The sequence below is a fragment of the Winogradskyella sp. genome, from assembly GCF_028282165.1.
In the GTDB taxonomy this organism is placed as follows: domain Bacteria; phylum Bacteroidota; class Bacteroidia; order Flavobacteriales; family Flavobacteriaceae; genus Winogradskyella.
Genome location: NZ_JANQIM010000005.1, coordinates 165501 through 190521, shown reverse-complemented (window position 1 = coordinate 190521; position 25021 = coordinate 165501). Strand labels below are relative to the sequence as shown.

Annotated in this window: 24 protein-coding genes; 17 read left to right on the top strand and 7 right to left on the bottom strand. The window is 35.3% G+C overall.

Going from position 1 to position 25021, the window contains the following annotated elements:
• Positions 1 to 90 precede the first annotated feature (90 nt).
• The 13 genes from fabG (at position 91) to truA (ending at position 16819) form a co-directional block, all read left to right on the top strand.
• Positions 91 to 837, top strand: a complete 747-nt coding sequence (fabG, locus tag Q0972_RS02685; RefSeq protein ID WP_299362249.1) for a 3-oxoacyl-[acyl-carrier-protein] reductase — start codon at positions 91 to 93, stop codon at positions 835 to 837.
• Between the two features lie 6 nt (positions 838 to 843).
• Positions 844 to 2877 (top strand): VWA domain-containing protein, encoded by a 2034-nt coding sequence (locus Q0972_RS02680; protein WP_299362246.1) that lies wholly within the window; start codon positions 844 to 846, stop codon positions 2875 to 2877.
• 11 nt (positions 2878 to 2888) lie between these two features.
• A complete protein-coding gene (locus Q0972_RS02675) occupies positions 2889 to 3704 on the top strand; it encodes a prohibitin family protein (protein WP_299362243.1) in 816 nt (271 codons plus the stop codon).
• Between the two features lie 297 nt (positions 3705 to 4001).
• Positions 4002 to 4859 carry an ATP phosphoribosyltransferase gene (gene hisG, locus Q0972_RS02670; RefSeq protein ID WP_299362240.1) on the top strand — a complete coding sequence of 286 codons (858 nt, stop codon included), beginning with the start codon at positions 4002 to 4004 and terminating at the stop codon, positions 4857 to 4859.
• Positions 4860 to 4928: 69 nt separating this feature from the next.
• Positions 4929 to 6215: a histidinol dehydrogenase gene (hisD, locus tag Q0972_RS02665; protein ID WP_299362237.1), complete on the top strand. Its 1287-nt coding sequence runs from the start codon at positions 4929 to 4931 to the stop codon at positions 6213 to 6215.
• Positions 6212 to 7246, top strand: coding sequence for a histidinol-phosphate transaminase (gene hisC / locus Q0972_RS02660; RefSeq protein ID WP_299362234.1), 1035 nt, complete (start codon positions 6212 to 6214; stop codon positions 7244 to 7246). Before hisD ends, hisC begins: the two co-directional genes overlap by 4 nt.
• Positions 7247 to 7372: 126 nt before the next feature.
• Positions 7373 to 8509 (top strand): bifunctional histidinol-phosphatase/imidazoleglycerol-phosphate dehydratase HisB, encoded by a 1137-nt coding sequence (hisB, locus tag Q0972_RS02655; protein WP_299362231.1) that lies wholly within the window; start codon positions 7373 to 7375, stop codon positions 8507 to 8509.
• A gap of 196 nt (positions 8510 to 8705) precedes the next feature.
• Complete coding sequence (gene hisH, locus Q0972_RS02650) at positions 8706 to 9287, top strand: imidazole glycerol phosphate synthase subunit HisH (protein WP_299362228.1); 582 nt, start codon at positions 8706 to 8708, stop codon at positions 9285 to 9287.
• Positions 9288 to 9338: 51 nt separating this feature from the next.
• Positions 9339 to 10109: a 1-(5-phosphoribosyl)-5-[(5-phosphoribosylamino)methylideneamino]imidazole-4-carboxamide isomerase gene (gene hisA, locus Q0972_RS02645; protein ID WP_299362225.1), complete on the top strand. Its 771-nt coding sequence runs from the start codon at positions 9339 to 9341 to the stop codon at positions 10107 to 10109.
• 81 nt (positions 10110 to 10190) lie between these two features.
• Positions 10191 to 10946, top strand: a complete 756-nt coding sequence (gene hisF / locus Q0972_RS02640) for an imidazole glycerol phosphate synthase subunit HisF (protein WP_299362223.1) — start codon at positions 10191 to 10193, stop codon at positions 10944 to 10946.
• On the top strand, positions 10943 to 11542 hold the full coding sequence (gene hisIE / locus Q0972_RS02635; protein WP_299362221.1) for a bifunctional phosphoribosyl-AMP cyclohydrolase/phosphoribosyl-ATP diphosphatase HisIE: 600 nt from the start codon (positions 10943 to 10945) through the stop codon (positions 11540 to 11542). The genes hisF and hisIE overlap by 4 nt, the downstream gene beginning before the upstream one ends.
• Before the next feature lie 84 nt (positions 11543 to 11626).
• Positions 11627 to 15985: a M12 family metallo-peptidase gene (locus Q0972_RS02630; RefSeq protein WP_299362216.1), complete on the top strand. Its 4359-nt coding sequence runs from the start codon at positions 11627 to 11629 to the stop codon at positions 15983 to 15985.
• Between the two features lie 48 nt (positions 15986 to 16033).
• Positions 16034 to 16819: a tRNA pseudouridine(38-40) synthase TruA gene (gene truA, locus Q0972_RS02625; RefSeq protein ID WP_299362214.1), complete on the top strand. Its 786-nt coding sequence runs from the start codon at positions 16034 to 16036 to the stop codon at positions 16817 to 16819.
• Between the two features lie 56 nt (positions 16820 to 16875).
• On the opposite strand, the gene Q0972_RS02620 is transcribed toward truA, so the two are convergent.
• Positions 16876 to 17310 (bottom strand): hypothetical protein, encoded by a 435-nt coding sequence (locus tag Q0972_RS02620; protein ID WP_299362213.1) that lies wholly within the window; start codon positions 17308 to 17310, stop codon positions 16876 to 16878.
• 165 nt (positions 17311 to 17475) lie between these two features.
• The gene (locus tag Q0972_RS02615; RefSeq protein ID WP_111682613.1) at positions 17476 to 17697 is read right to left on the bottom strand and encodes a hypothetical protein; all 222 of its coding nucleotides are present in this window, start codon (positions 17695 to 17697) and stop codon (positions 17476 to 17478) included.
• Positions 17698 to 17862: 165 nt separating this feature from the next.
• Between Q0972_RS02615 and Q0972_RS02610 the strand changes: the two genes are divergently transcribed.
• Positions 17863 to 18540, top strand: a complete 678-nt coding sequence (locus Q0972_RS02610) for a DUF2461 domain-containing protein (RefSeq protein ID WP_299362210.1) — start codon at positions 17863 to 17865, stop codon at positions 18538 to 18540.
• A 50-nt stretch (positions 18541 to 18590) separates the two neighbouring features.
• Here Q0972_RS02610 and Q0972_RS02605 read toward each other — a convergent pair whose 3' ends face one another.
• The 3 genes from Q0972_RS02605 to Q0972_RS02595 form a co-directional block, all read right to left on the bottom strand.
• Entirely contained in the window at positions 18591 to 19340 is a 750-nt protein-coding gene (locus Q0972_RS02605; RefSeq protein WP_299362208.1) for an SDR family NAD(P)-dependent oxidoreductase, read from the bottom strand.
• Positions 19341 to 19390: 50 nt separating this feature from the next.
• The gene (locus tag Q0972_RS02600; protein WP_299362206.1) at positions 19391 to 19957 is read right to left on the bottom strand and encodes a TetR/AcrR family transcriptional regulator; all 567 of its coding nucleotides are present in this window, start codon (positions 19955 to 19957) and stop codon (positions 19391 to 19393) included.
• Between the two features lie 78 nt (positions 19958 to 20035).
• A complete protein-coding gene (locus Q0972_RS02595) occupies positions 20036 to 20452 on the bottom strand; it encodes a glyoxalase (protein ID WP_299362202.1) in 417 nt (138 codons plus the stop codon).
• Positions 20453 to 20609: 157 nt separating this feature from the next.
• Here Q0972_RS02595 and Q0972_RS02590 point away from each other — a divergent pair, with 157 nt between their 5' ends.
• Both Q0972_RS02590 and Q0972_RS02585 read left to right on the top strand, forming a co-directional pair.
• Positions 20610 to 21497 carry a DUF72 domain-containing protein gene (locus tag Q0972_RS02590; protein WP_299362199.1) on the top strand — a complete coding sequence of 296 codons (888 nt, stop codon included), beginning with the start codon at positions 20610 to 20612 and terminating at the stop codon, positions 21495 to 21497.
• Between the two features lie 263 nt (positions 21498 to 21760).
• Positions 21761 to 22777: a T9SS type A sorting domain-containing protein gene (locus Q0972_RS02585; RefSeq protein ID WP_299362197.1), complete on the top strand. Its 1017-nt coding sequence runs from the start codon at positions 21761 to 21763 to the stop codon at positions 22775 to 22777.
• 105 nt (positions 22778 to 22882) lie between these two features.
• Here the strand turns inward: Q0972_RS02585 and Q0972_RS02580 are convergent, their stop codons facing one another.
• Complete coding sequence (locus Q0972_RS02580; RefSeq protein WP_299362194.1) at positions 22883 to 24124, bottom strand: mechanosensitive ion channel domain-containing protein; 1242 nt, start codon at positions 24122 to 24124, stop codon at positions 22883 to 22885.
• A complete protein-coding gene (locus tag Q0972_RS02575) occupies positions 24117 to 24410 on the bottom strand; it encodes a DUF3817 domain-containing protein (protein ID WP_299362190.1) in 294 nt (97 codons plus the stop codon). Before Q0972_RS02575 ends, Q0972_RS02580 begins: the two co-directional genes overlap by 8 nt.
• Positions 24411 to 24546: 136 nt before the next feature.
• On the opposite strand from Q0972_RS02575, the gene Q0972_RS02570 reads away from it, so the two are divergent.
• A complete protein-coding gene (locus Q0972_RS02570; protein ID WP_299362188.1) occupies positions 24547 to 25005 on the top strand; it encodes a DUF4251 domain-containing protein in 459 nt (152 codons plus the stop codon).
• Positions 25006 to 25021: the final 16 nt, after the last annotated feature.

Here is a 25021-nt window from a genome sequence, read left to right as displayed (position 1 = left end):
TTGTGAGGTTTTTTTATGTCGCCGTAACTTGTAATTGCTATATTTGGTTGAAGACAAAATTTTTAATCTAACTAAACCAACATACATATTATGAAATTATTAGAAGGAAAAACTGCAATAGTTACCGGTGCAAGCCGTGGGATAGGAAAAGGTATTGCTGAAGTTTTTGCCCAACATGGTGCTAATGTTGCATTTACCTATAGTTCTTCTGTTGATGCTGCTAAAGCTTTAGAAAAAGATTTAAATGAACAAGGTATTAAAGCCATAGGTTACCAAAGTAATGCCGCAATTTTTGAAGAAGCTCAGAAGCTGGCAGAAGAGGTATTGGCAGAATTTGGATCTATAGATATACTCGTAAACAATGCAGGTATTACAAAAGACAATCTTTTGATGCGTATGGGTGAAGAGGATTTTGATAAAGTAATTGAAGTAAATCTGAAATCAGTATTTAATATGACCAAGGCCGTACAGCGGACGATGCTTAAGCAGCGTAAAGGGTCTATTATTAATATGAGTTCAGTTGTTGGAGTGAAAGGAAATGCTGGTCAAACTAATTATGCAGCATCAAAAGCAGGCATAATTGGGTTTTCTAAGTCAGTGGCTTTAGAATTGGGTTCAAGAAATATTAGAAGTAACGTTATAGCACCGGGGTTTATTGAAACTGAGATGACAGCAAAATTAGACGAAGATACAGTTAAAGGCTGGAGAGCTGCGATCCCTTTAAAACGAGGAGGAACACCAGAAGATATTGCCAACGCCTGTGTTTTTCTAGCTAGTGATATGAGCGCTTATATTACTGGACAAACGTTGAATGTTGATGGTGGCATGTTGACTTAATTTTTAATGCAAACACAAACACTCTTATATATTGTTATTGCTGGTATAGCAGCGCTTTTATTAGCGCTGTTTCAGTATATATATAAATCAAAACTAAAGTCGAATCTTCGATATGGTCTTTTTATCTTAAGAACCTTAGCAGTTTTTGCTATATTGTTATTGCTCGTCAATCCAAAGTTTGAATCCAAAACCTACTATGATGAAAAACCTACTTTAGTCGTTGCTGTAGACAATTCCGAATCTGTAACTTACTTAAACCAAGATAGTACAGCGATTTCTATTTTAGAGGCGATGACTTCTAATTCTGAATTAAATGAGCGCTTTACTATTCAAAGGTATAGTTTTGGAAAGTCGACTAATAGCTTAAATAACTTAGACTTTAAAGATCGTCAATCAAATATTACCGAAGCTTTAAAACAGTTTGGTGAAGTTTACGCCAACACAACAGCACCAATAGTTATGCTAACCGATGGTAACCAGACTTACGGCTCGGACTACAGCTATATTTCAAAATCAGTAAAACAACCCATTTATCCTATTATTCTGGGTGATTCTACTGTTTATGCCGATCTAAGTATAAAACAACTCAATGTTAATCGCTATGTGTATCTAAAGAATAGATTTCCTATAGAGATCATAACCAATTATAATGGCAATGAAGTAGTAGATACCGAACTCAAAATATGGTCTGGGAATTCCGTAGTTTATAGCAAACCTATTCAGTTTAATGCTTCAAAAACTTCAGAAATTGTTTCAACAACCTTAGTAGCCAATAATGTTGGTTTAAAAACATATCGGGTAGAATTGGTTCCCCTCTTAAATGAAAAAAATACGATTAACAACTCTAAAAATTTTGGAGTAGAAGTCATAGACCAAAAAACAAATATTGCATTAGTATTTGAACGTTTGCATCCAGACTTGGGGACTTTGAAAAAGTCGATTGAAAGTAATGAACAACGAAGTGTTTCAATATTAAAACCAAAAGAGTATTTGTCTAAAATAAATGATTTTCAATTAGTTATATTATATCAGCCAAACAACAGCTTTAATCAAGTGCTAAATGAAGTTTTTAGGCAAAAATTAAATTCATTTATTATTTCTGGTACCACTACAGATTGGAGTTTGCTCAATAATTCCCAAACATTTTTTAAGCAAACCATAACGAATCAAACAGAAGACTTTCAACCGGATTTAAATAGAAACTATGGTACGTTCATCATAGATAATCTAGACTTTGAGGATTATCCTCCTTTGCAATCGGAATTTGGAGACATAGAGTTTTTGGTGCCAAACGATATTATTCTTACTAAATCCGTTAACGGCATAACTACAGATCAGCCTATGCTGTCTACATTCGAAGCTAATAATGCAAAATACGCTTTAATGTGTGGTGAAGGTATTTGGAGATGGCGAGCACAATCGCATTTGGATACTGAAAACTTTAATGATTTTGACAATTTTATGGGGAAGCTTGTTCAGTATTTGAGTTCTAACAAGAAAAGAAATCGCATAAATATCGATTATGAGTCATTCTATAACGGCAATGACGATGTGATTATTTCTGCCCAATTTTTTAATAAGAATTTTGAGTTTGATGATTCTGCAGCACTAACAATTACAATTAAAAACAAATCGGATAATAGCATTAGGGAAGTTCCTTTATTGTTAAACAACGCGAATTATAGTGTGGATTTAAGTGGTATTGAGCCAGGCTCTTATGATTTTACCGTAAAGCATAACACCGAATCTATTGCGGCATCTGGAAGTTTTGAAATTTTAGAATATAATGTAGAACAACAATTCTTAAATGCAGACATAGATAAGCTTCAATCCTTAGCAAAAAATAGCTCTGGTAAAGCTTATTTTTTCAATAACTCCGTAGACTTAATTAACAATTTATTAGCAGATTCCCGCTACCAAACCATTCAAAAAAGCACTAAAAATATCGTACCTTTGATAGACTGGAAATATTTGCTTGGTATTATAGCGTTGAGTTTATTTGCAGAATGGTTTATTAGAAAATATAACGGTTTAATCTAAAAGAAAATAACATGGAAAAATTACCAAAAATAGGATTACCTATATTAGTAGGAATAATAATATTTTTAATAATTCTCTTTAAATCAGCAGTAACTATTGATGCTGGTCACGCTGCAGTATTATACGAAACATTAAAGGATGGTGTTGACTCAGATAAAGAACCTCTCGGGCCTGGTTTTCATATCATTGCACCTTGGAATAGGGTCATTGATTATGAGACACGTCAACAAGAGATTCCTGAAAAAATGTCCGTTCTTTCCTCTAATGGTTTGGACATAAAACTCGATGCCTCTGTACTTTATGAGCCAGATGAGAAAAATCTAGGCAAGCTTCATAATGAAAAAGGTGAAAACTACTTAAGCAGGGTACTACAGCCAGCAATTAGATCAGCAGCGCGTAGTGTAGTAGGACGTTATACACCAGAGCAGTTGTACTCTAGCAAGCGTGATGCTATTCAGACTGAAATTTTTGAAGAGACTAAGAAAATAGTTGAGAGCCAGTATATTCAATTAAATAGTGTCTTAATTCGGGATGTAACATTGCCACCAACAATTAAGGGGGCGATTGAACGTAAATTAAAGCAAGAACAAGAATCTCTAGAATATGAGTTTAGGCTTGTAACTGCACAAAAAGAAGCAGAACGTCAGCGTATTGAAGCCCAAGGTAAAGCAGACGCCAACAGAATTTTGAGCGCTTCGTTAACAGATAAGATCTTACAAGATAAAGGTATAGAAGCCACAAACAAATTAGCAGAATCACCGAATAGCAAGGTCGTAATTATTGGTTCTGGCGAAAGTGGAATGCCTATAATTTTAGGTAATCAATAAAAAAATTACTGAATACTTGGAATTGTAAAATAATTTTACAAAACTTTGTTTCATTAAAAATTAAATGAAAAACAATCAATTACATCATCATTTTCAGGTAATCGCTCAAGCGAGGTGAGAATGTATTGATTAATTTCAACATATAAATGAAAACCCGTTTGAGAATATCAAATGGGTTTTTCTTTTTCTAGAGCTCTAAAGAGCGACAGAAAACAGTCCCAAAAAAGATTGGGATCTAAATTTTAAATGAATACTGAAATGCTGAAATTAATTCGGCACAAGTAAAGTCAACATAAAATGAGTACACTAAAGATCGCAGTTCAAAAATCAGGACGATTAAATGAAGACTCCCTAAAGATTTTGAAGCAAATCGGAATTTCCATTGATAATGGTAAGGATCAGCTTAAGGCATCAGCCAGAAATTTCCCTTTAGAAGTGTTTTATCTAAGAAATGGTGATATTCCGCAATACTTAAAGGATGGCGTCGTAGATGCTGCAATAATAGGCGAAAATGTGTTAATCGAGAAGGGACAAGATATAGATATAGTAGAAAGATTGGGATTTTCTAAGTGCCGTGTTTCTATTGCAGTACCTAAATCATCTAATGCTAAAGGTCTTAAAGACTTAGAAGGTAAGCGTATTGCAACATCCTATCCAAATACGGTAAATCAATTTCTAAATAATTCAGGTATTTCGGCACAGCTTCATATTATCAATGGTTCTGTTGAAATTGCACCGAATATTGGATTGGCCGATGGGATTTGCGATATTGTTTCAAGCGGAAGTACCTTGTTTAAAAATGGATTGAAAGAAATCGAAATCCTTTTAAAGTCAGAAGCCGTCTTAGCCACATCACCTAAGATTTCGGCAGAAAATAAAGCGCTAATAGATAAAATCCAATTCAGATTAAAGTCGGTTTTAAGAGGTCGGGAAAATAAATATGTGCTGCTAAATGCACCAAATGATAAGCTCGATAAAATCTGTACTATTCTTCCTGGAATGAATAGTCCAACGATTTTACCATTAGCAAAAGAAGGTTGGAGCTCTTTACACTCAGTCATCAACAAAAATGATTTTTGGAATGTCATTGATGAGTTAAAGTCCAATGGCGCCGAAGGAATCTTAGTTTGTCCAATAGAAAATATGGTGTTATGAACATAAATATGAACGAAATGTTATGCCGAGCCTGTCGAAGCATTTCAACTCAGATCTGTTAATTTTAAAATGAAAACACATATAAATCCAAAAAAAGAAGATTGGCAAAACATTCTTCGTCGACCAACAAAGACTGTTGATGACATTGAATCTATAGTCATAGATGTTTTTGAAAATGTAAAGAACGATGGTGATAAAGCTTTAAAAGCCTACACTTCAAAATTTGATCAAGTCAATTTAGATGCATTATTGGTCTCTAAAGACGAAATAAATGAGGCTACAAGATTGGTTTCTCAAGATTTAAAAGATGCCATTCAAATAGCGAAAGTAAACATTGAAAGATTCCATGAAGCGCAGCAAACGGATAAAGTCACTTTAGAGACTATGCGAGGCGTAAAATGCTGGCAAGAGAAACGCCCGATCCAAAAGGTAGGTTTATATATACCAGGCGGAACAGCGCCATTATTTTCCACGGTGTTAATGTTGGCCATTCCGGCAAAAATAGCCGGTTGCAAAGAAATTGTGCTTTGTTCACCACCTAATGAAAATGGGAAAATTGCTAAGGAAATCTTATATACCGCAAATTTATGCGGCGTAACGAAAATGATCAAAGTAGGAGGTATCCAAGCTATTGCAGGAATGACTTTTGGGACCGAAACCGTTCCGCAGATGTACAAAATATTTGGTCCAGGCAATCAGTATGTCACCGTGGCAAAACAAATTGCCACTAAATATGGTGTAGCCATAGATATGCCAGCAGGTCCAAGTGAACTATTGGTAATGGCCGACGAATCTGCAAATCCCAACTACGTGGCTGCAGATTTATTGAGTCAGGCAGAGCATGGATCAGATAGTCAAGTGATTTTAGTAACAACATCAAAGGCTTTTGCCGATAAAGTCAATGAGGCCTTGACATTACAGCTCGAAGTTCTACCGAGAAAAGACATAGCAACAGATGCCATTAAAAACTCCAAATCAATAATAGTCGAAGATTTTAAAACCGCACTTAGCCTAATTGATGAATATGGACCAGAGCATTTCATAGTCAGTACAACAAACGATGATTTTTTCGTAGAGCATATAGGCAATGCAGGCTCAGTTTTTATAGGGAATTACACCCCTGAAAGTGCTGGTGATTATGCTTCAGGAACCAATCACACCTTACCAACCAATGGATACACAAAAGCCTATTCTGGAGTAAATTTAGATAGTTTTCTAAAGAGCATAACATTTCAGAAAATATCTCAAAAAGGAATTGCGAATATTGGCCCAGCTATAGAATTGATGGCCGAAGCCGAAGGACTACAAGCTCACAAAAATGCAGTGACTTTAAGATTAAAAGATTTGGAATCATGAATGTAGAGAATTTGTTGCGTGATAATATTAAAACTATCAAAGCCTATTCGTCCGCAAGGGATGAATATAAAGATACCTCAGCAGATATGGTTTTTATAGATGCTAATGAAAATCCATTTCAGACCAATGTGAATCGCTATCCTGATCCGCAACAGTCAAAGGTAAAGGAGCGCCTTTCGGAAATTAAGAATGTGCCAATATCCCAAATTCTGTTGGGCAATGGCAGTGATGAAGTTTTGGATTTAATCTTCAGAGCCTTTTGTGAACCAAAAGTAGATAACGTCATTACACTACCACCAACCTATGGTATGTATTCGGTTTTGGCACATTTAAATGCCATTGAAATCATTACAGTAGAATTAGATGCTTCTTTTCAACCTAAGATTTCCGATATCTTATTGACGCAAAATGCTAATTCAAAACTATTGTTATTGTGTTCGCCCAACAATCCAACAGCTAATAGTTTTAGTGCTTATAAAGTTGAAGAGCTCATAAAAGGCTTTAAGGGCATTGTAGTTATAGATGAAGCCTATATCGATTTTTCAAATCATGAAAGCTGGTTGAATAGACTTAACGAGTTTCCTAATTTAATTGTAACACAAACCCTATCTAAGGCTTATGGTTTAGCTGGGATTAGATTGGGCATCTGTTATGCTTCAGAATTTATTATTTCGATACTGAATAAAATCAAACCGCCATATAATGTAAATCAACTCACACAAGAAAAAGCATTGAAAAGACTCAATGATTTGGATAAAGTTGAAGGAGAGGTTGAACGAATTGTTTCTGACAGGAAATCAATGGAAAACGATCTAAATAAAATTGATTTTATAAAAAACGTATATCCATCTGACGCTAATTTTCTGTTAGCCAAGGTTGATGATGCCAATAAACGCTATCAACAATTAATTGAAAAGGGTATTGTGGTAAGAAATAGAACAACGCAACCACTTTGCAAGAATTGTTTACGCTTTACAGTAGGAACAGAGGATGAAAATAAAAAATTAATAAAAGTATTAAGTAAATTATAGTTGTCACATCGAGTGAATTTTACTCGCAAAATTTGTATCGAGATGTGTGAGTTCTCGACCTGTCTGCCGACTAGGCAGGTACGATGGTCTATCGAAAATCACTCGAAAAGACGTAAATGTTAAAACATGAAAAAAACGGTATTATTTATAGATAGGGACGGAACCTTAGTTAAAGAGCCAGCTGATGAACAAGTAGATTCATTTGAGAAGTTGGAATTCTACCCTAAAGTATTTCAATATTTAAGCAAAATAACCAAAGAACTAAATTTTGAAATCGTTTTGATTACCAATCAAGATGGTCTTGGCACTGCAGTATATCCTGAGGATACCTTTTGGTCAGTTCATAATTTCATTATTAAATCATTTGAAAATGAGGGCATTGTATTTAAGGAGCAATTTATTGACAGGACGTTTGCCAGAGATAATGCACCAACCCGAAAACCCAATACAGGCTTACTCACCAAATATTTCTCTGATGATTATGATCTTGGAAATTCTTATGTTATTGGTGATCGGTTAACAGATATTGAATTGGCTAAAAATTTAGGAGCTAAAGGTATCTTTATAAATGATGACACTAACCTCGGTACTGACGAAGTTACAGTTAGTAATTCCGTATTACAGACTTTCATAGCTTTAGAAACCAACGATTGGGAAGCCATTTATCGTTTTTTAAAAGCGTCCGAGCGTGTAGGTTCTATAGAACGCAATACCAACGAAACTAAAATAAAAATAGATATTAATCTCGATGGTACAGGACAAAGCAATATTGATACAGGAATCGCATTTTTTGACCATATGCTAGATCAAATAGCACGACATGGCCAAATGGATTTAAACATTAAAGTGGATGGTGATCTGGAAGTTGACGAACATCATACGATTGAAGATACAGCCATTGCTTTAGGAGAGGTGTTTGCTAAAACTTTAGGGAATAAGCTAGGCATAGAACGCTACGGATTTTGTTTGCCCATGGATGATAGCTTAGCACAAGTGGCTATAGATTTTGGAGGTAGAAATTGGTTAGTCTGGGAGGCTGAGTTTAAGCGCGAAATGATTGGCAAAATGCCAACCGAAATGTTTTACCACTTTTTTAAGTCCTTTACGGATGGGGCAAAGTGCAACCTTAACATTAAAGTTGAAGGGACTAATGAACACCACAAAATAGAAGCCATTTTTAAAGCCTTTGCAAAAGCAATTAAAATGGCTGTAAAACGAGATGTAGAGAAAATGATTTTGCCATCAACAAAAGGCATGTTGTAAGTGTTATTCCGACAGAGTGAAGCGACAAGAAACCTTTAGGTCCAACATAGCTAAATCTTATAAAAGATTTCTATCATACGTTCGAAATGACTCTCAGATTTAAATAAATTACCCTCTTGAGGACTATCAAGATTAAAGCAATAGCTTTTTGAGGATACCGATTGAGCTCTTTAGGGGTGTTAATATAGATTGAAGAATGAATCTAAAAATTGTAAACTACGGAGCTGGAAACATTAAAAGTATCCAATTTGCCTTTCAACGATTAGGCTATAATGCCGTTTTAACAAACGACGCAAATGAGTTGCTAAAAGCAGATAAGGTTATTTTTCCAGGTGTAGGCGAAGCAAGTTCAGCGATGAAAAAACTCAAGGAAAGCGGACTGGATAAAGTGATTCCAAAATTGCAACAACCTGTTTTAGGCATCTGTTTGGGTATGCAGTTGATGTGCAATTATACCGAAGAAGGGGATACCAAAGGCTTAGGCATTTTTAATGCAGAGGTGAAGCGATTTTCAAATACAGTTAAAGTCCCTCAAATGGGTTGGAATGTGGTAAGAAATTTAAAATCGGATTTATTCAAGGGTATAAATGAAGGTGCTCATATGTATTTGGTGCATAGTTATTACGTCAAAAATTGTAGTGAAGCCATTGCTACTACGGATTATGAGCTTGAATATGCTTCGGCTTTAGAAAACGATAACTTTTTTGGCGTACAGTTTCACCCAGAAAAGAGTAGCAAAGTAGGAGAGAAACTGTTGCAGAATTTTTTAGAATTATAGATATAAAAAATAATGCTTTTAGTCTTTAGCTAATAGCCAAAAACGATATAAATGCGAGTTATACCAGCAATAGATATTATCAATGGGCAATGTGTACGTTTAACAAAAGGCGATTACGACACAAAGAAAGTCTATAACGAAAACCCTGTTGAAGTAGCAAAGGCGTTTCAAGATGCAGGAATTCAATACTTACATGTAGTGGACTTAGATGGTGCCAAGGCAAGCCACATAGTCAATTACAAGGTGCTAGAGGCTATAGCGACTAAGACCAATTTAGAGATTGATTTTGGAGGAGGATTAAAATCAAATGAAGATATAAGAATTGCTTTTGAATCTGGTGCTCAGCAAATTACAGGAGGTAGTATTGCGGTAAAAGATCCTAAAGTATTCGAGAATTGGCTGACGAAGTATGGCTCGGACAAAATCATTCTTGGTGCAGATTGTAATAACGAAAAAATAGCTATTTCAGGTTGGCAAGAAGAAAGCAAATTAGAAGTGATTCCATTTATAAAAAATTATCAAAACAAAGGTGTGGAATACGTTATTTGTACGGATATATCTAAGGATGGAATGCTGCAAGGCCCCTCATTTAATTTATACCAGAAGATATTAAAAGCATGTAATGTTATTTCGACAGAGCGCAGCGACGAGAAATCTCATGCTATAAAAGAAATAAAATTGATTGCCTCTGGAGGCATTTCAAAATATGATGAATTGCCACAATTGAAGGATTTAGGATGTGAAGGTGTTATTGTAGGCAAAGCTATTTATGAACATAAGATAAGTTTAAAACAGATAGAACATTTTATAATGAACAACTAACCGTCATTGCGAGCGTAGCGTGGCAATCTAATTAAAAATTGACAGATTGCTTCATGTTGTTCGCAATGACAAATACGTATTATGCTAACAAAACGAATTATACCTTGTCTAGATATTAAAGATGGGCGTACTGTAAAAGGAGTCAACTTCGTGGATCTTCGCGATGCTGGCGACCCTGTGGTCTTAGGTAAGCAATATGCAGACTTAGGTGCTGACGAATTGGTGTTTCTCGATATTAGTGCTACCCAAGAAAAACGAAGAACTATGCACGACATGGTCTTAAAAGTAGCTGAGCAAGTGAATATCCCATTTACAGTTGGTGGTGGTATTTCAACAATAGAAGATGTGGATGATTTATTGCATTGTGGAGCAGACAAAGTGTCCATTAACTCGTCAGCCGTAAGACGACCAAACTTAATTAATGAATTGTCAGACAAGTTTGGAAATCAGTGCATAGTAGTGGCTATTGACGCCAAAGAAATAGAAGGCAAGTGGTTTGTGCATTTAGCTGGAGGAACCATTCCAACTAAAGTAAAACTATTCGAATGGGCAGTCGAAGTCGAACAGCGTGGCGCTGGCGAAATATTATTTACCTCAATGAATCACGATGGAACAAAATCTGGTTTTGCCAATGAAGCCTTGGCAAAATTGTCAGGGCTGGTAAATATCCCAATCATTGCTTCAGGTGGAGCTGGCACCGTACAACACTTTGTAGATGCTTTTAAAACAGGGAAAGCAGACGCAGCTTTAGCAGCAAGCGTTTTTCACTTTGGTGAGATACCCATTTTGGATTTAAAAAAAGAATTAAAGAAGAATAATATCGAAGTAAGATTATGAAAATAGACTTCAATAAAAACAATGATGGGCTAATACCGGCTATCATTCAGGATGCAAAAACTAAAAATGTACTCATGCTTGGATACATGAATGAAGAAGCTCATCAAAAAACTTTGGAAACCCAAAAGGTTACATTTTTTAGTCGATCCAAACAACGCCTATGGACCAAGGGTGAAACAAGTGGTAATTATTTGGAATTAGTTAGTATAAAAAATGACTGTGACGAAGACACACTGCTGATACATGTTAATCCCCAAGGGCCAACATGCCACACAGGGACCGATACCTGTTGGCACGAAGAAAACAAGCAATCCTATGGTTTTTTAACCAAATTAGAGGATATTATAGCATCAAGAATTGAAAATGCCGATACTCAAACATCTTATGTTGCCTCCTTATTTGCAAAGGGCATTAATAAAATTGCTCAAAAAGTAGGGGAAGAGGCTGTTGAATTGGTAATAGAAGCCAAGGATAATAACGATGAACTGTTCTTAAATGAAAGTGCAGATTTATTGTTTCACTATTTAATGCTCTTACAGGCCAAAAACTATAAACTGGAAGATGTTCTTGAGATACTTATGCAAAGGCAGCGATAGAACTAAAATCTTGGTTTAGATTGCACTAAATAGCAATTAAATTGTATATTTATTTTAATTAGCTATTCAATTAAAACCAACCCAATGAATAACATCCGTTGTACACTCTATATTTTATTGTGTGTTATTTTCTGTTTATCTAACCTTAATGCACAAGTCCCTGCTAAGTATTCTGAAAATTTAGTTCATTATAAAGAAGTAAAAATTGACATCAATCAATTAAAAAGTACTTTGCAAACAGCTCCAATGAAAAGTACTGTTTCTCAAAACAGACGATCAACAACAGTTATCGAATTACCTATGCCTAGTGGAGATAAAGAAAGCTTCAGGGTTACAGAATCCCCTATATTATCGCCGGCTCTGTCAGCATCTCGTCCAGAAGTCAAAAGTTATGTGGCAAAGGGTTTAAATGATCCAACTGCTGTAGCGAGATTTAATGTCACTTCAGCAGGTTTTTATGGTTTAGTAAAAAGTGCAAATGGAATAGTAGTCATAGAAAAAATAAACCTTTTAAGCAATGATGATCGTTATATTGCTTATTATGATCATGATATTATTGGTCATTCTGATGGATTTCATTGTGAATCTGAAAACGAGTTAACCTCAGGCTCATTATTACCTTCGGCAAATCGTATTGATTCGTGCTTTCAAATCGGAGATAATCTTCGTACCTATGAGTTAGTTGTTACCTGTTCAGGTGAATTTTATGCTTTAAATGGAGGGACAGACCCTTTAGTGGAAGCTGCACTCCTTAACAGAGTGGCACAAGTCAATACGGTCTATGAAACTGAAGTGGCCACAACTTTTACCATAGTTGAGTACTTACTGAATAATAACCCAGCTACTGATCCATATAGTGATCCCACAAATACTTTTACATCGATTAGTGAAACCCAAACTTATATCGACTCTAATGTAAGTGTAAGCTCTTGGGATATAGGGCATGGGTTTCACGAAATTACTTGTGGTAGCAGTTGTAGTTTTGCTGGTAGAGCAGGATTAGCAGTGGTTTGTACCTCATCAAAGGCCAGAGGTTATACCTATTTACCCAATGATATACCAACTTCTATAACAGTTTTGGTTCATGAGTTTGGACATCAGTTTAGTAATAGACATACCAATTATGGATGTAATACCAATAATGCCTGTAGCCGTTATGAGCCAGGAGAAGGGTCTACGATTATGAGTACTGGCGCAGGTTGTGATGCAGGCGATTTTTTTGCTGATCGTACGGATTATTTTGGTATTACGAGTCTACAAAATATGATCGACTACCAAAACTCTGGATTATTTGTTAGTGGTACTAGTTGTGGAACTGTTACGATAGGCGGTTGGTCCGATTGCGCTACAATAACACCAACAGGAAACAATATGCCAAGCTCCGATGCCAATGCTAATAGCATTGATGGTTTAGTGATTCCGCACAGCACACCTTTTGTACTATCTGGTTCAGGATCTGATGCGGACGGTACGGGAAGCCTTACCTATAATTGGGAACAATATGATACAGATTATTCGGGTTCTGACGCACCAGATGATACCGCTGCAAGTACAACAGCACCACTTTTCAGGAGTTTTCCTCCTTCAACGAGTAATGAAAGAACGGTCCCTCAATTATCATCTGTTTTAGCAGGTAATGTGACAACCGGAACTGGAGAGGTTCTCCCTACGGTAGCAAGAAATCTCACTTGGCGGTTAACTGTTAGGGATAATGAAATTGGAGGTGGAGGTGTAGCCTGTGATCAAATTTCATTGATCGTAGGTTCGGATGGTCCGTTTCAGATCACATCCCAAAACTCAAATACAGCATGGGTTGTGGGTGCAACAGAAACCATAACATGGGATGTAGCTAATACAGACAGTCCTACATATACTTGTGCTAATGTAGACATTTTGTTTTCTTCTGATGGCGGTGCAACATTTCCGACGACTTTAGCAAGTGGAGTGCCCAACAATGGCTCGTATAACATTACTGTACCGAATGTATCGAGTAGTTCTTCCAGAGTGAAAATTGTATGCTCTGGCGGTACTAATATATTTTTCGACATTAATGACATTGATATTTTAGTGACTTCTACCTGCGATGCCGTTGGAGGAACAATTGCGAATAGTAGTCCAGTAACGGCTATTGAAGGTGATGCTAGTCTTAATCTTGGACTGATGGCCGGTTTGGCTGTAAATTCTGTTTCAGGAACATTAGACGCAAGCGATCCTAATACAAATCTCACTGTAGAAAACAATGGCGGTGACACATGTATTTCTTTCGGCAATAGCCCATTTTATGAAACGATTGAGCTCGTTACTGGTACAAATTCTAATGTAACCTTTACTAATACCGTTGAGAGTTACGGCAGCGTGATTAACTTATTTGAGGGGAGTTATAACCCAAGTAGTGTTTGCGATAATTGGTTAAATTCCAACGCAAACTTTAATGGGTCTTCTGTAGATTTAAATACCAGTTTTTCTGAATCATTAACCGTGGGTACTACATACGTTTTATTGGCATCGGGCTTCAGTACTAATTCTCCAAATCCTGGGAATTACAATGTCAATTTTGGTCCTGCAACATTGTACGATGTTGGTGCACTAAATATTGCCGGCTACTTATATACCTATGTTATTGTTAATGACAGTTCTGGGAATATTGTAGCCTTTAGTTCAGACTCTGACTTAACGGACGATTCTTTATTTCCAGCAGCAGATTATACCGTTTATGGATTATCCTACTTAGCTGGTAGTGCTACCAGTGGATATGTTGGTGGAGCATTTTCTAGCCTGCAATCCGATATTTCCAGTACTGCTTTTTGTGGTGCTTTAAGCTCTAATTCTGTTGCAGTAACTATTACGGGTTACATTCCAACTGTATATACCTATAACTCTGGTACATGGGCACCATCAAATCCTATTGGTACGTTAGATAGCAGAGATCAAATTGAGATTCAAACCGGTGATTTTACGTTGTCTAGTAATTTAGAATGCGATACGGTTACAGTGAACTCAGGTGCTAGTACAACTATTGATGTTGGTGTAACGTTAACAACCAATACTTTAAACCTACAATCTACATCTTTATCATTTTCTAGCCTCATTTTAAATGGCTCTATTTCTGGAACTATAAATTACCATAGGTATACCGCCCAAGTTGGACCAACTGGAACAAATGATTTAATTGCCACACCCTTTTCGGGACAAACCTTCGGAGCCTTTGATATGGCCAATAGTAATCTGGCCGCATCTGGATCCACTAGAGCTTTTGCGCCATACAATACTTCTACTGGTGCTTACGAAAATTATGATAGCTCTTCCAACGCCGCCACAATCCTAAATCAAGGTATGGGTTACAGAGCTGCAACTATTGATGGGAGTACTTTAATGTTTTCTGGGGTTGTAGCTTCCACCGATATTCTTAATATACCTATTTCTGATGCCGCCGCAGGAAATGCATGGAATCTAATGGGTAATCCTTATCCGTCTTATCTCGATTTTGATACTTTCTTTCAAGCAAATAGTTCAGAATTTGATACACAGACTGAATTTCAAGCCATCTACGGATATGATGGCAATGCGTCAAATGGATGGACCGTTTGGAATCAGGCAACTATTGATGAAGGAAGTATTACAGAACTCATTGCACCAGGGCAAGGCTTTTTTGTAAAGTCAAAAACAAGTGGTGGTTTAGTAGATTTTACAACCGCCATGCGAAGAACTGGTAGTTCCGATGATTTTATTCTGGGGAGACCATCGCCCTCTAATGTAGCTTTATGTCAGTTATATATGACTAGTAACACTGATACTAGCACAACACAGCTTTATTTTATAGAAGGAACAACTAGAGGTTTGGATGTGGGTTATGATGCAGGCGCTTTTCGAGGAAATGCTGGTACATTTTCAATTTTCTCAAATTTAGTTGAGGACAATGTTGGAATTGACATGGCGATCCAAACACTCCCTTTTGATGATTTGAATGATGTTGTTATTCCTCTTGGCATCCATGCTACAGCAACGACACAATTGACTATTGGTGTTAGTAATACTTCAACTATTCCTGAAGATATTAATATCTATTTAGAAGATACAGAGGAAAATACATTTATATTGCTAAATACGAGTGACTATATATTCACACCAAATACTGAATTGAATGGTACAGGACGGTTTTATCTTTGGTTTATATCTCAAACCTTATCCGAAAATGAGGATAAATTAAATCACTTGCAAGTATTTGCGATAACCAATCCTAAAACTCTAGTTATAAAAGGACATCTAAATAGTGAAACTATAGCCAAATTATATGATGTACAAGGTAGACTTGTATTAAGTAGTGTATTGAATGAATCCGTAACTACAAATACAATAAATGTAGGTTACATGCATTCTGGTGTCTATATTGTAGAAATAACTAATGATAATGGAACCAAAACCCAAAAGTTAATTATAAGGTAAATTATAGGTTTGCTTTTCTTTCATAAATAAAATAGCGTTCTTGCCTTAATGTTTGAAAAACGTTTTTATTATCTGATTAAAATACAATATTTGGGCTATCGTTTTCATGGTTGGCAAAAACAACCAGATGTAAAAACAATACACCTGATGATTGATAGGACCTTAAAATTCATTTTGGGTAATATCAAGTTTAAAACGCTAGGAGCAGGTCGCACAGATGCTATGGTTTCTGCTAATGAAGCTGCTTTAGAGTTATTTCTCCATGATGAACCTATCACTGACTTTGACGCTTTTTTAGAGCTGTTTAATCAAAATTTGCCACAAGATATCAGAGCTTTATCTATAAAAGAAGTGGAAAAGGACTTTAATATTATTCAAGATTCTAAAGTTAAGGAGTACCATTATGTATTCTCACAAGGCCAGAAGAACCATCCCTTTTGTGCGCCTATACTATCAACCATTCTCGATCCACTTGATGTAGAACTTATGAAAAAAGGCGCAAAACTCTTCGAGGGGACTCACAACTTTAAAGCTTATTGTTATAAAGCTACTGATAAGGGTGAATACCAACGAACCATAACACATAGTGAGATAATCGATAATATCATTTATACTGCTAACTTTTTTCCTAAAGAGTCATATGTTTTTATAATTAAAGGCAAAGGCTTTATGCGTAATCAAATACGATTGATGATGGGCTGCCTGATTAAATTGGGTAGAGGAGAAGTCACACTCAACTATATACAAGAGTCTTTAGACGATCATACTCAAGAAGTAATGGATTATATAGCGCCAGCCTCAGGACTCATTTTACATGCTTTGGATTTTGAATAAAAAAAAGGAACTAGTTAAATACACACTAATTCCTTTTTAGACTTGGTTGGTTAGGTTTAATTGATCCAGTCTTTAGATTTTGCTTTTGTTGCAAACCACACCAAAAATGTGGCAAATACTATTACGATATAAGACGTTATTTTTTGATCGCTAAAATCCACACCTTTTAAATCAGCAATAAATAAGAAATAGACCATTTGTATGGTCGCAGTCAAAAAAGATAAGATTAAAAGCAATTTCGCAAACTTTTTTCTAAATAGCAGTAGCAAGCTCCCTAATACGCCAGAAAAAACAGCGATGGCAAACAAAGCTGTATACCAAGTCGGCAAACTATTCATAACGTCGATTTGCTCTGTTGAATAATAATCTGTATATGCACTAGTTTTGTAAGCCTGACTTAAATAGCCATGTACACCCAAGCCATTCCAGATAAGTGCTATAACACTAATAATCCAGAACCAAATAGGCGGTTTGTTGGTTGATGCAGTCATAATAAAATTGATTTAAATTAGTTAGTTTTTAGTTGAGATTCTCCATGAATTTCTTTAACAATGTATAAAAAAAATTATAGATTGTTAATTACAGGTACAACTAGGACAAATAAAAAAGGGTGAAAAGTTAAATTTTCACCCTTTTTTATACTATGTCGATTATAGTTATTCTACAACATGAAGCTTAGGTTCTTTATCTACAAATTTCCCGTTTATAGATTCGCCTAATATGAGCACTTCTTTTGAACGTTCATACATTTTGATAGCGCGATGCATTTGTAATTTGGTGCCACTGTACAGTTTAACACCCGATTTTGAACCTTTGTTTCTGATTTCAATATAGAAACCATCTTTAAGCTTAGTTGGTCTTGTTGCTGGTCTACCCATAAAATTAGTGTGTGTTTTTAAAAGTATTGCATTATACTGAAAATTCTGTCAACAACCAAGTTTATTTGTAACTATTCTAAACAGAGTTTTTAACAACAAAAGGATTAATGGATTTTAGCAAAAAGAACAGATGATTTTTATACTTTTATATCAAATAAACAACTCATGAGTCACACTATACCAAACGAAACCCTTACTTTTTTTAAAAAACTAGCAAAGAACAATAATAGAGATTGGTTTAATGAACATAAGTCTGAGTTTAAAGCTATTGAGGTGAAGGTTAAAAATGCGTATAATCATCTTGGTGAACTTATGAATACGCATGACCAAATCGAAAAGGTTAAGATTTTTAGAATATACAGAGATGTACGTTTTTCTAAAAATAAGCAACCTTACAAAATTCATTTTGGGGGATCTTTCGCAAGAAAAAAGCCAGAATTAAGAGGTGGATATTATCTGCATATTCAACCTAATGACGAATCGTTCATCGCCACAGGTTTTTGGGAACCCAATAAAGAAGATCTCTTTAGGATAAGAAAAGAATTTGAAATGGACGATAGTGAAATGAGAGCTATACTCAATGATAAAACATTTAGTGACACTTGGGGAAATTTTGTAGGCGATGAACTAAAAACAGCACCTAAAGGTTTTGACAAAGAGCATCCTGCTATAGACTTAATTCGTAAAAAACAATTCATTTTTATCAAAAAATATAGTGATAAAGAGGTTTTAGCCGATGATTTTTTGGATAATGTGAATGATGCCTTTAAGAAAATACGCCCTTATTTTGATTATATGAGCGATGTGTTAACCACTAACCTAAACGGTGAGTCATTACTTTAAATAAAAAAACCGAACATCTTGTTCGGTCTTCTTATCTTTTCCAATTCTCATTAAATTTGGCTTAATCCACCATCGACTTCTAATTCTATACCGTTGATGTAGGAGGCATCATCAGAAGCTAAAAATAGGGCAGTATTAGCAATTTCTTCAGATGTACCAAATCTTCCTAAAGGTACTGATTCTGCGAAGCCTTTGCCCATATCTTCTACAACCTCTTGTGGTAATCCCATTTTGCCATAAATAGGTGTATCAATAGGACCAGGTGCTATAGAATTGACTCTGATGCCTCTTGATTTCAGTTCAGAAGTCAATACTCTGGCATAAGCCCTTAATGCACCTTTACTGGCTGAGTAGACACCCAATCCGTCAAATCCTTTTTGATGCACAATAGAATTTGTGAATAGTATAGTACCACCATCATTGATATGTGGTAAAGCTTCTTTAGTTGCTAGAATTGGACCTTTAACATTAATATCAAACACTTCATTATAATGATCGGCCGTAACATCTGTTGTTGGAGTAGGAGGTGCAACGCCAGCATTTAAGAAAAGGATATCGATATTCCCATACTTAGCCACTGATTCGTCAATCAATCTTTTATTGTCTTCATCTTTTGATACATCTGCTACCACAGTTATGTAATCACCTTCCAAATCTTTTGTGGCTTCTTCTAAAGCTTCAACTCTTCGTCCTGAGATGACTACTTTAGCACCCTCTTGCAAAAAGAGTTTTGCACTAGCTAAACCTATTCCACTATTAGCACCAGTTATCACAGCGACTTTGTTTTCTAATTTACCCATTGTGTTTTGTTTTTTATTTGAAACAATCGTTTCAAAATTGGTTAAAAAAATTATTTTAATACAGAAAGTATAGTGTCAACGATACTTTCAAGTTCGTGTTGTTCATTCAATAAAATTCCAGTAATACGCAATCCTTGTAAGGCAGTAAATAAATATACCGCATAGGCTTTTGCACTTTTATTGCTATTAATAGACCCTACGGATTGCCCTTTGGTAACAAGCTCTTCAAAAAGATCTTGCATCGCATTTAAATTGTTTGTTAGGAATTTTTTGATCTCTCGATCCTGATTGGCCATTTCAGTTGTGCAATTTCCTAAAAAACAACCGTTTAATTTATCCTCAGGGTTTGTTGTAAAAATCTTTCGGATAGTTTCTAAAGGCTCGGAATTATTGATCAAAACCTTTTGTACGTAAGTGCTTGCCTGTTTTTTATATACTCTTAAGCTTTCTTGGTAGAGTTCCATTTTATTACCAAAAGAATTGTATATACTAGATCTATTTAATCCTGTGACATCGACTAAATCTTGCATAGATGTAGCATTATAGCCTTTACTATGAAAAAGCTTCACAACTTTTTCAAGGACTTCATCACGGTTAAAAATTTCTACTCTTGGCATTTTATTTGAAATGAACGTTTCAAAATTAATAAAACCGCTTAATTTAAAATATTAAAATTTTCATAAAAAATTCAAAAATTAAATAGCCGTTAAAATTTGTGGGTTAGAAAACACTTGAATGCTGTCAATTAATCGCTCTTTTACAATATTCATCATGCGTTTGTTTAAAGCCGATGAGTTTTCGATGTAGACTGCATATTCTTCGACCGTAAATTGCCCAATAATCATTCCTTTAATCGAGTTTCTAAACTTCATATCCTTATGTATCGCATTATCAATATAAGCCAATTGTTTGGATAGGCTCAATTCATAGAATACATTTTTCCTCTTTTTAATGTAATTCTTAAAAACCGCAATAAATAAGTCGTGCTGCATTTTTATGATAGGTCGAAGTGTTTTGTTCTGAAATAATTCGTCAGAACTCATGGAATCATAAATTTTTGCAGAAGTAATAACAGGCCTAATTGCCAGTAGATGCTCAGAACGGGTTGTCATGGTTAAGTATTTAGGATTAATTTGGAATTAAATTTACTTATTAACCCAAAGTATAAGCAAGAGGCTAAATTATGTTGTTAACGGTGTTATTAACATTTCATAATAATACATTAAATAAATTGGCATTAAACTTTATCTTTGAACAAAACCTTATCTTATGAAATTTGGAAGTGTTGACGACCCATCAAATATAGATTTTACTTTGCCTCCAGACCATCCAGATACAATAAAAGTATTGCAAAAACATCCTTCTGAATCAACTACTGTTTTTGTTGGTTGTGCCAAATGGAACAAAGCAGATCTAAAAGGCTTTTATCCTAGAGGAACAAAAGATGAATTAGAATACTATTCGCGTCAGTTTAATTCAATAGAACTAAACGCGACATTTTACAGAATCTTTCCACCTGAGCAATTTGTAAAGTGGTACGATAAAACACCTGCTAATTTTAAGTTCTTTCCAAAACTAAACCAGGAGATAAGCCACTGGAAACGTTTAAATGATGATGTAGCTCCCGTAGTTGATAATTATCTCTATAGTGCCATAAACCTAAAGGAAAAACTTGGTTGCATCTTTTTACAAATGCACAATAATTTTGCACCTAAAGACTTTGATCGAGTCATCAATTTTGTAGAAGGTTGGCCCAAGGAAATTCCACTAGCCGTAGAGTTTAGACATACAGGATGGTATAACGACAAAGCGGTTGCTGACGATTTATATCAACTTTTGGAAGACAATAATACCTCAAACATTATAGTTGATAGTGCCGGGAGACGTGATATTATGCATATGCGACTCACCAACTCAAGAGCCTTTGTGCGCTATGTTGGCGCTAACCACCCAAGTGATTACACACGATTGGATGATTGGGTAGCGCGTTTAAAACATTGGAAAGCTCATGGTATTGAACACATCAATTTCTTTGTGCATCAGAATATTGAAAAAGAATCGCCTTTACTTTCAGCATACTTAATTAAAAAACTCAATACCGAATTAGGAACAGATCTAAAAATTCCTAATGAGAACCAACAAACAAAACTATTATAAAGTATCAGGTTTTGTCACCTCAAGTGATTTTTAGTGTTGACTGAGCTTAGTCGAAGACAAGAAAATCGTATCGAGAACTTAACCTTTTAAAGACTTCTCCAATACAAAATTTTCAGCAAATGAAAATTTCACCCTAAGTGACACCTTCAAAAGGATCACTCTAAATTGCTACTAATTACTAATCTAAAAACCAAAGTAGAGTTTGTAAGAAATAGATGAGATGAGAAATAAATTCGTACATTTAATTACTAAAAATCATCAATATGAAAAAAATTACGCTATTATTTACATGTTTATTGTTTACTTACATTACGAATGCACAGGTTGTTTTTCAGGACGACTTTAGTGCTTTAACAATCAATCAACCATTGAATGGGCAAAATGGTTGGTCTAACGATACCTCTATGGGAGGAACTGGATCGTCGATTGGTGGAGGCCCTTTATCACCAATTGTGGATTTTGCATTGTCATATACTGATTATGGGAGTTCGCCTAATAGCCTTTTCGCGGATAATACCCAAGAAACTGATGGTGTAGGACATATATTCAATTCTACAATAACATCCGGAACATTCTATGTCAGTTTTGTAATTAATGTTTCTAGTGCGCCTTCATCTGCTGGCACTGTTAGGGATGTTATGCGTGTCATGAACGGATCGAGCTTTAGTACTACCTTGAGACTATGGGTAGAACAATCCGGTGGTACTGGTTTTAATTTTGGGATTAAAACGGGTGATCCTTCAAATGCTGGAGATACGACTGCCACTGAATATGATTACAATATAGATCATCTGGTCGTTTTAAAATACACGATGAACCCAAGTACAAATGATGATCAGCTAGACCTATTTGTTAATCCAGATTATAGCAACGGTGAACCTGGAACAGCTACACTGTCAGCACCATTACCAATGTTTGAAGCTTCAGGAAATGTAGATCGAATGGCTTTTCCTTGGAATATAACACCGTCGGACAGATTTGGAGGTCATATAGGGTTACCAAGCGTAGCATTGAGTTGGGAAGATTTGAGTTTATCAATCAATGATTTTAAAGCATCATCAATTGATATACATTATTTAACATCCACAAAGAGTTTATTATTCAGTAAAGCTATAAATGCTGATCTTAATGTCTATTCTATTGACGGAAAACGCATTTTGAATGCGAATATAGATGACCTAGACAGTTTTGATTTGTCGAATCTAAAGACAGGTATATACCTTGCAAAGGTCGTCTTACAATCTGGAGCAACAGAAACATTAAAGTTTATCGTAAGATAACACCATTTATATTACAGAAAAAGCCAAATGATTCCTGTGAAAACAGGAATCATTTTAATTTTAGTTCTAATTTATATGGTTCATGCTTGCGTAGGTATGGCAGATCTATTTCTTTGGTGAAGCTACCGCTAACTCATAGATTTCCAAATCAAAAAACTTTACTGAGGCCAATACATGATCAAAGATATCACCCATAATATACTCGTAGTTTTGCCAACGTATGTCACTGCTAAAAGCATAGATTTCCATAGGAATCCCTTGAGGTGTAGGTTCCAACTGCCGTACCATTAAGGTCATGTTCTTATTAATGGCTGAGTGATTATCCATATAGGTTTGGAGGTACTTTCTAAATACTCCAAAGTTAGTGAGGTTACGGCCATTGATCAATACGGACTTGTCCACACCTTTATCACTATTATGTTTCCTTATTTCTTGAGAAGCACGGTCAATATAATTAGATACCAATTCAATTTTCTTAAAACGCTCTATATCGTCATCCGTAAGAAACTTAATGGTTGACGTTTTTATAATAACTGATCGTTTAATACGTCGTCCACCAGAATTCATCATGCCACGCCAATTCTTAAAGGAATCCGAAATTAGTGCGTAAGTAGGAATTGTGGTTATGGTTTTGTCCCAATTTTGAACTTTCACTGTGGCTAGTGTAATTTCAACAACATCACCATCAGCGCCATATTTTTCGAAAGTAATCCAATCACCGATGCGCACCATATCATTTACAGTCACCTGAATACTGGCTACAAACCCTAGGATACTATCCTTAAATACCAACAAAATTATTGCTGAAGCCGCACCAAGACTGGTTATAAATTTCCAGAACGTAATGCTGGTAACAATGGCAAACATTGAAAATATGGCCAACAACCACAGAAAAATCATAAAGACCTGAATATAGCTATACAAAGGTTTATCCTTGTAGCGTGGTAGTGTCTTTAGATAATCGCGTACTGAATACAGAAAACTTTTTACGATGCGAAGTGACAATAAGATCGCTATGACCTTAAGTGTTTTCTCAATAATGTTTTCCACATAAGAAAAATCAGAAAACACATCTGGTACAAACTCAATGAGAAGAATGAGTGGTATAATGTGCGCAATATTCCTTGGTAGCTTATTACTAATAAGAATATCATCAAAATTCGTTTTAGTACGTTTGGCTACACTTGAAGAAAACTTCCTAAGCAAGCGTTTAGTTATAAAATCGACTAATAATGCAATAATTAATAGGCCTATAAGAAGAATAAGCATATTAAGATATTTGGCTGTGTCCTCGGCAATACCATTATCAACCAACCAATCGTAGATATAATGTCTTAAATTATGCATGTACGTTTTTTAAATATTTTTTATCTATATAAAATGTTCCAAAAGGAATTACTGCCGCAATAAGTACAACCCACAAGGTTCTTGTAGACCATTTCATATCCTTGCTTATCAAAACAGCTATAACCACATATGCTATGAACAAAAGCCCATGAGGCATGCCAAGCATTTTTACATATTGCGGATCATCGCCTAAGTACTTTACTGGTGTAGCAATAAACAATAGGAGAATATAAGAGACCCCTTCTAAAAAGGCAATAACCCTAAAAGTTGACAGTAATTTTAACATATTATATTTTTTGCAAAAATACTCTAGAATAAAGGAATAACCATAGCTTTTTAACAGGTTTTAAGAAACAGCCAAAAACTCAAATTCATTCTTTTATTGAAAGAATAAACACTATATTAGAGCAAAAATAGGAACTATGAAAAATCTTATTGCACTTACATTGATATTGAGTATCTCTTTCTCTTCAGTTTGTTTTTCACAGCAGCAATCCTCAGAAAAAGAAAGAGCTCAGGCCATTTATCTAGGACATAAAGCTTTGATAGAAACTCAGAATTTTCAATTTGTAGCAAATTGGGTTTTTAGGGATGATGCACGCAAAGAAGTCCCAGTAGATCGAAATACAATCAAAATCAGTCAATCTAATCTTGCAGGATTACTCGCTTCATTTGGTAATAATGAAGAAGCCATTGTACTTAATGGCAAAATAAACGATTATTCTACCTTATTTAATGATGATGAGCAACAGATTATCATCAAAATAAAGACAGATGTTTACGATATCAAGATCGATATTAAATCTAATGGTAAGGCATTTTTAGTATTAAAAGCTAATAATTTGCAGAGCATGACTTACAGAGGTGTTATTGCCAAATAATAGCTTAGTACAATTT